Below are 7,227 nucleotides of genomic sequence, written 5' to 3' on the forward strand. Positions count from 1 at the left end.
CCTGCGATATACAGTTCTCCCCGACAGCCGAGCGGCAGAAGCCGCCGTTTTTTATTTAAAATATAGAGTCTCATATTGTGTCCTGAGCGGCCGATCGGAACATGGTGTAGCGTCTTTTTAGGGACATCGAAGTATGCCGCTTCAACCGTCGCTTCCGTTGGTCCATATGAATTTGTCAACGCCGCCATCGGCAGAAGCTCATGAAAACGGGAGACGAGGTGCGCTCCCAACTGCTCGCCTCCTGCAAAAACTCTTTTTAAATGTTTGATATTGGCTGGTTTATTTCTATTATTGATAGATTCCAAGAAAGAGTGAAGCATAGGAGGGACAAAATGAGCCGCTGTTATTCGCTTTTCCTCCAGCGCTTTCAAGATGACTTCAGGATCTTTTTCCCCTCCTTGAGGAAGCAGATAGACAGACGCCCCAGCAAACGGCCACCAGAACAGCTCCCATATTGAAGCATCAAATGAGTAAGACGTTTTATGGAGAATGATATCCGAGTCATTCAGCCGGTAGCGGGTTTGCAGTGAGTATAAAAAATTGACCGCTGATCGGTGTTCAACCTGCACACCTTTTGGGCGTCCTGTTGAACCGGATGTATAGATGATATAAGCTAAGCCAGCAGACGGTACCGGCAGATTCGGATTGGACGCTTTTCCGCCATTCTCACGGTTATCATTGAGCGGTAAAATGGTTCCCTCAAACATCGATGCTTCGGCAAGATCAGTTTCCACTAGCAGGATTTTTGCGCCGCTGTCCTTCATTAAAAAACGGATCCGTTCTGTAGGGTAGTCCGGGTCGATTGGCAAATAAGCAGCCCCCGCTTTTAAAATGCCATAAATCCCAATCAGCATATCTGGTGAACGCCTGCCCATCACAGCAATCACATCTTCCTGCTGAATACCACGGCCAATCAGCTTCCAAGCGATTTGATTGGCTCGTTGATTCAGTTCCCTATAGGTAATGGAGATGCCATCCGCTAAAACGGCCGGGCGCTCAGGCGACTTTTCCGCCTGCTGCTCGAGCTGATGATAAAGCGGCTGATCCAGTGGGAAATCGTTTTTTTTCATCGGGCTGAAGTTTTGCAAAAGTGCGCTCTCTTCCTTATGCGAAAGTATTGACAAACGAGCCAGCTCTAACTCAGGGTGTTGTACAGCGTTTTCAGCCAACGTTTTAAAACAATCAGCCCATTTTTGAATCGTTTCCCGTTCGAACAAATCTGTACTGTATTCAAACTGACAGTATAATTGTCCGCCGTTTTCGGCCACATACAGTGACAGGTCGAATTTAGAAATCGGGTGGCTGATGTCTTTCTGCCAAAGTTCAAGGCCCTCCATCACCAGCTCTTGCCGCTCCATATTTTGCAGCGCAAACATTGTGTCAAAGAGCGGGTTTCGGCTCATATCCCGCTGAACACCGAGATGGTCAACCAGCTCCTCTAACGGATAGTCCTGATGTTCATAGGCTTCAAGCGCTGTTTTTCGAATGTCCTGCACATATTTTTTGAAAGATATGCTGCTCACCGGATGTGTTCGAAGAGCCAATGTGTTCACAAACATTCCGAGCACAGATTCCAGATCAGCATGCGGCCTGCCTGCGATCGGCGAACCGACGATGATGTCTTCCTGGCCGCTTAGCTGCGACAATAAAACGGTGTATATCCCTAGAAGCGTCATATACAGTGTGCACCTGTTTTCTCCTGCGAGCTGTTGTAAACGTGATGTAAGTTCTTGACTGATCACAAACGGAACCCTGTCACCTGCAAAGCTTTTTGCCGCGGGACGCGGTTTGTCTGCCGGTAATTCGAGCACTGGCAGCTCACCGTCCAGCTGTTTGAGCCAATACGATGCTTGCCGCTTGTATGTGTCGCTTGTTTTGAAAATTTCTTGCCATGCGGCATAGTCTTTGTATTGAATGCGTAACGGCGCCAGTTCGTGTCCTTTATACAGCTCGCTGAATTCCTGCATGAGCAAATGAACGGAGACTCCGTCTGAAATAATATGGTGTATGTCCACTAAAAGCAGATGCCGGCCTTTCTCAACTGTCACAAAGCCTGCCCTGAAAAGCGGAGCCTTTCCAAGATCAAACGGACGAATAAATGATTCAGATGAAGATTCGCTCGAAAAAGCAAACGGGACCTTTTCATGAATCCGCTGCACCGGCTCACCGTCTTCTCTTGTTTCGAATGATGTCCTAAGGGGCTCATGCCGGCGGATCAGTTCTCGACCGACAGCTTCCACCCGCTGTCGGTCGAGCTCGCCTGTCAGCTCCAAAACGGCCGGAATGTTGTAGCTGATGCCTCCGCTATCAAGCTGATGCAGAACATACATCCGTTTTTGCGCGGAAGAAACCGGATATGTCTCCTTCGTTTGTACTCGCTGAATCGATGCAAACGGGTTTTCCTCTGCTTCACTGATGACAGCTGCCAATCCTTCTACGGTCGGATGGGCAAAGACGTCGCTTAATGGAATCTGAACGTTCCATTCTTTGGCGATGCGAGAGATGAGCGATGTTGCTTTTAATGAATGGCCCCCCAGTTCAAAAAAGTTGTCGCGGATGCCAACAGGACCCCTTTTCAGTACATCTTCCCACAGCTGTGAAAGCTTGAGCTCGTTCAAATTGCGCGGTGCGGCGTATGGCTGATGTGAAGCAGCTGATGTTGGCTCAGGAAGGGCGCTTTTGTCGACTTTTCCATTTGTGGTAAGCGGAATCGTTTGCACAACAGCCCATTTTACAGGCATCATGTAGTCAGGGATGACGTCGGCCAAATCATGACGTAATACAGAAGGATCGATAGATTTTCGTGTGCTGTAGTATGCGCATAATTCGTGTTCCCCTTCACTGTCTTCCTGAATAAGAACAACCGCTTCCTTAACGGCAGGGTGATTCGCCAATGTCACCTCAATTTCCTTCGGTTCGACCCGGTAGCCCCTGATTTTCACTTGATCATCAATCCGGCCGATATAGTCCATTTGTCCGTCTGTGCGAAACCTTGCTATATCTCCTGTTCGATACATGACGGCCCCCGCTCTAAACGGGTCGGGCAAAAACTTCTCTTTTGTCAAGGCTGGATTGTTGATATATCCTCTCCCGACGCTCGAGCCGGATATGTAAAGCTCCCCCGCTACGCCGCGGGGCTGAAGCCGTTTGTTTTTGTCAAGGATATACATGGCATTATGGCTGATCGGTTTACCGATCGGCGGNNCGGACCGTAATGATTATGCAAGTGCATGCCGTGCCGCTTTAACAATGCCTTAAAAATATGCGAGACCGTCAATTGCTCTCCTGCTGTAATGACATGCTTCACACAGCTTGGAAAATTGTTCGCATAGTGTTCCTCGTTAAAAAGCATTTTCACAAAAGCCGTCGGAAAAAAGACGACTTCTGTTTGCTGCGTATTGATAAACAAAAACAACTGAGCTGCGTCACGCTTGATTGATTCAGGCGCGATGCAAAGCGTGCCGCCGCTAAGCAAGGTAGTAAACAGTTCTTGGTAGCAGACGTCAAACGCACAAGATGCATACTGCAGCACATTTGTTTTGAAATCAATACATGAGTTTTCAAATTGGTCATCAAGCAAATTGGCCATATTTCGATGTTCAAATAAAACACCCTTCGGTTTCCCCGTTGTCCCNNCCCGCTTTTAAAATGCCGAGGACTCCCGCCGCTAAAGCCGGGGACCGTTCGACAATGATCGCCACCGGCTCCTGGCGTTTGACACCCCGTTTGCGGAGAATGCGCGCAAGTTTATTGGCCGTTTCATTCAGCTCTTTATAGGTGGTGGACTGTCCTTCATAGTGAATCGCTTTTGCATCAGGCGTTTGTGCTGCCTGGCGTTCGAACAACGACTGGATTGTTTCATATTTGCGTTGCTTTGTTTCCATTTTCAACGTGCTGAGCAGGTCTTCTTGTTCCTGCGGTGTCGTGATCGTCAAATCCTCCGGGGTCAAATTCGGATTTTGCAGCACTTGTGCGATGATATGCTGCAAGTGGCCTTTGACGCTTTCGATGAAAGAACGTTCATGGATGCCGGAATCAAATCTCATTTTGAGATGAATGTCTTCCCCTGGTGCCACCATCAGATAAAAGCTGTAGTTGGTCTCGTCCTCCATGTTGAAATCATGCATGTGAAAGAGATCTTCTGCATCTTTTCCGTTATTCAGCATCGCGATTTCTTTTTCGACAGGATAATTTTCAAAAACAAGAATATGGTCGATTAAACCTTGTTTTACGGCAGATCCCGCCTGTATCTCATAGAGTGGGTGGTAGCTGTACGGCTGCCCTTTGAGAGCATCTTTTTGCACTTGTTTGATCAGTTGCACAAAAGGGGTTTTTGTGCCGGTAACCCGCACCGGCACCGTGTTAATGAAAAGGCCGATCATCCGCTCTATCTCTGCAATTTCAGACGGCCTTCCGGAAATAACCGAACCGAAAACGGCATCATCCGTCTGGTTATATGCTTGCAGCAAAATTCCCCAAAGCGTGTGAAATATGGTGCTCAGTGTGACCTCTTCCTTTGCGGCTAGCTCTTTCAGCTTGGCCGTATCTGTTTTAGAAAGAGAAAAGGTGACGTCTTCTTGTCTGTTTTTAGCGCCTGCTTTTTTTTGCTTCGGCAGCCCGCTTTGCTGGTCAAATCCTTCAAGATAACGCTCCCAGTATCGGGCGGCTGCTTCTTTGTCCTGCTCCATCAGCCATTGAATATAAGTCCCGTAAGGCACAGCAGGCTCAAGCTTTAATGGCGCTCGTCGCAAAAGGGAAGCATATATATGGAAAAACTCCTTCAGGACAATCCCGAGGCACCAGCCGTCCATGATGATGTGGTGGAAGCTCCATATGCATGTAAATTCGCGTTCTCCTGTTTTGAGAAGAATGACGCGCATCAGACCATCTTTTTGCAGATGAAATCCTTTGGCTCTGTCTGTTTTTTTGACATCATCGATAGATGCGAGCTGGCTGGATCGGTCCAAATGAGTCAGATCTTTTTTTTCTACGGTGATCGTCCGTTCTTTTAAGACGACCTGCTGTGGAACGGATACATTTTGGCTGACAAAAATCGTTCTGAAAATATCGTGCCGGGCGCAAAGAACATCAATGCTTTTCTGAAAAATGTCTGTGTCAACCTTTCCTGTCATTGAAAATGAGGCCTGTTCGACGTATGCCTGTGAATCCTTTTTGAAAAGGGTGTGAAATAGCATGCCTTCCTGCATATAAGAAAGCGGATAAATATCCTGAATCTCATGCTTTTTTGTCATATTTTCTCCGTGCCTCCTGTTTCTACAGTTCTTCGACAAAGCCCGCAATACTGTCTAAATCTTCCGCTGTTAACGATTTGCTGCTAAAATCGCTGACTGTTTTTTCTGTTTCTTGCTTACCGGCGCAATGATTGATGATTTGGTGCAAATATTGTTTCAACGTGTGCAGCAGCTGTTTCATTGTTGTTGTTTGGAAGCGGCTTGGCGGATAGCTCAAATTGAAATACAGCTGATTTTGCGTCACCATGGCGCTCATTTCCAGCGTTTGCTCGCGCTGCCATGTGAGCGTGATGTCTTTTCCGCTTGCAAGGCCTGAAAAGCTGAACATTTGTTGGTGTTCTGTATCATTGAATTGCCCTAAATAGTTAAAACCGATCTCAGGCGCTTTGCCAAACTGGATCGTTTTCTGCTCTGGACCTGTTAAATATTTCAAAATTCCATATCCAATTCCTTTATTCGGTATTTTGCCAAGCGTGTCTTTGACTGTTTTCACCGCCATCCCCAGCTCGCCTTCTTCTGCATGTAAATCAATTAACACAGGATACATTGAGGTGAACCAGCCGACCGTCCGGCTGATATCCAATTCAGGAAGGATGTGTTCCCTCCCGTGTCCTTCCATCGCAATGCGCAGTTTCCTCTCCCCCGTCCAGTCGCACAATGCTAACGATGCGGCCGTCAACAGAATATCCTGGGTGTCTGTGCTGTAGGCTTTGTTGACCTTGTGGATTAAAACTTGTGTGTCTTCTTCTGAAAGTGTGAAGCTCACCGTTTTCCGAATGTTGTCCGCAGCGCTTTGCGGTTTTTCGCAAGGCAGTAAAGCAGCTTTTTCTTCTTCAACAGTACGCCAATACGATTCTTCGCGAATGATCTTGCTGCTCTCTGCGTATTCCGCAAGCCGGTTTGCGAAGTATTGGTATGAGTCCGTTTTCCGTGGAAGCTGGACCGGTTGTCCTGTGGCTGCCTGACTGTATGCTGTTGATAAATCCTCAAGCAAAATCCGCCATGACACCCCGTCGACGACCAAATGATGAATGGTGAGAAATAAATAAGCTCCCGACATTGTGTTGTACAAGCCTGCTTTTAGTAAAGGGCCTTTTTGCAAATGGATACTGCGCTGTAAATCAGCGACTTCGTTTTCAATCATGTTCTCCCATTGTGCTGCTTTAGAAAGGTCTGCTATGTTCAGGGTGTAAAGTTCGCCATGAATTCCCCGGTTGATTTGTTTCAGCTGTCCGCCTTCATTGCTGACTGTCATGCGGAGGGCATCATGATGGACAACAAGATGCTGTAAAGCCGTCCGCAGCGGTTGTTCCTGAAATCCTTCTGAGCTGTGAAGCATGACAGATTGGTTGAAATGATGCCGCTCTTCGATATGCTGCGCGAGGAACCAGCGCTGAACGGGCGTCCAAAAAACTTCCCCTTCAATCGGCCGCTGATCGATGATCCTCTCAGTCTTGCGGATGAGAGGTGCGGCTTCTTTGATGGTTGGATGGCGGAATAAGTCGCTTGCCGTGATTTTTAAGTCAAAACGTCCAAGGCGCGCAGATACTTGGAGGGCTTTAATCGAATCGCCTCCCAGTTCAAAAAACGAATCCTCAATGCCGACTTTTTCAACGCCGAGAACCTCTTGCCAGATCACGGCAAGCCGTTCCTCCAACTGATTACGCGGAGGTGTATATGCTGTGTTGATCGTTGTGATCTCCGGTTCAGGCAGCACTCTTCTGTCGAGTTTTCCGTTAGATGTCAGCGGCAAGGCGGCAAGCTCAACCATATGCGCCGGGACCATAAACCCAGGCAATTGCTGAGAAAGAAGAGATCTGACTTTTTCGGTGTCCATTTCCGCTTGCAGGCTCATATAGGCAAGCAGTTCTTTATGTCCCGAGGAGCCGGTTCGCGCGATGACGGCTGCTTCTTTGACACCGTCAATCTGCCGCAATGCCGCTTCAATTTCTCCCAGCTCAATCCGGTAGCCGCG

At 47.9% G+C, this 7,227-nt stretch carries 1 protein-coding gene and 1 pseudogene; both read right to left on the reverse strand.

The genetic code is table 11. The annotated features are described in order from the left end of the window. A pseudogene (locus tag BTA30_RS22630) lies at nt 1–5,252 on the reverse strand (condensation domain-containing protein); the annotation flags it as partial. Nucleotides 5,253–5,274: 22 nt separating this feature from the next. After that, nucleotides 5,275–7,227: condensation domain-containing protein (locus tag BTA30_RS22180; RefSeq protein ID WP_239695201.1), on the reverse strand; the 1,953-nt coding region annotated here is incomplete at its 5' end.

Source organism: Bacillus swezeyi, from assembly GCF_001969815.1.
GTDB classification, from domain to species: Bacteria; Bacillota; Bacilli; order Bacillales; family Bacillaceae; genus Bacillus; species Bacillus swezeyi.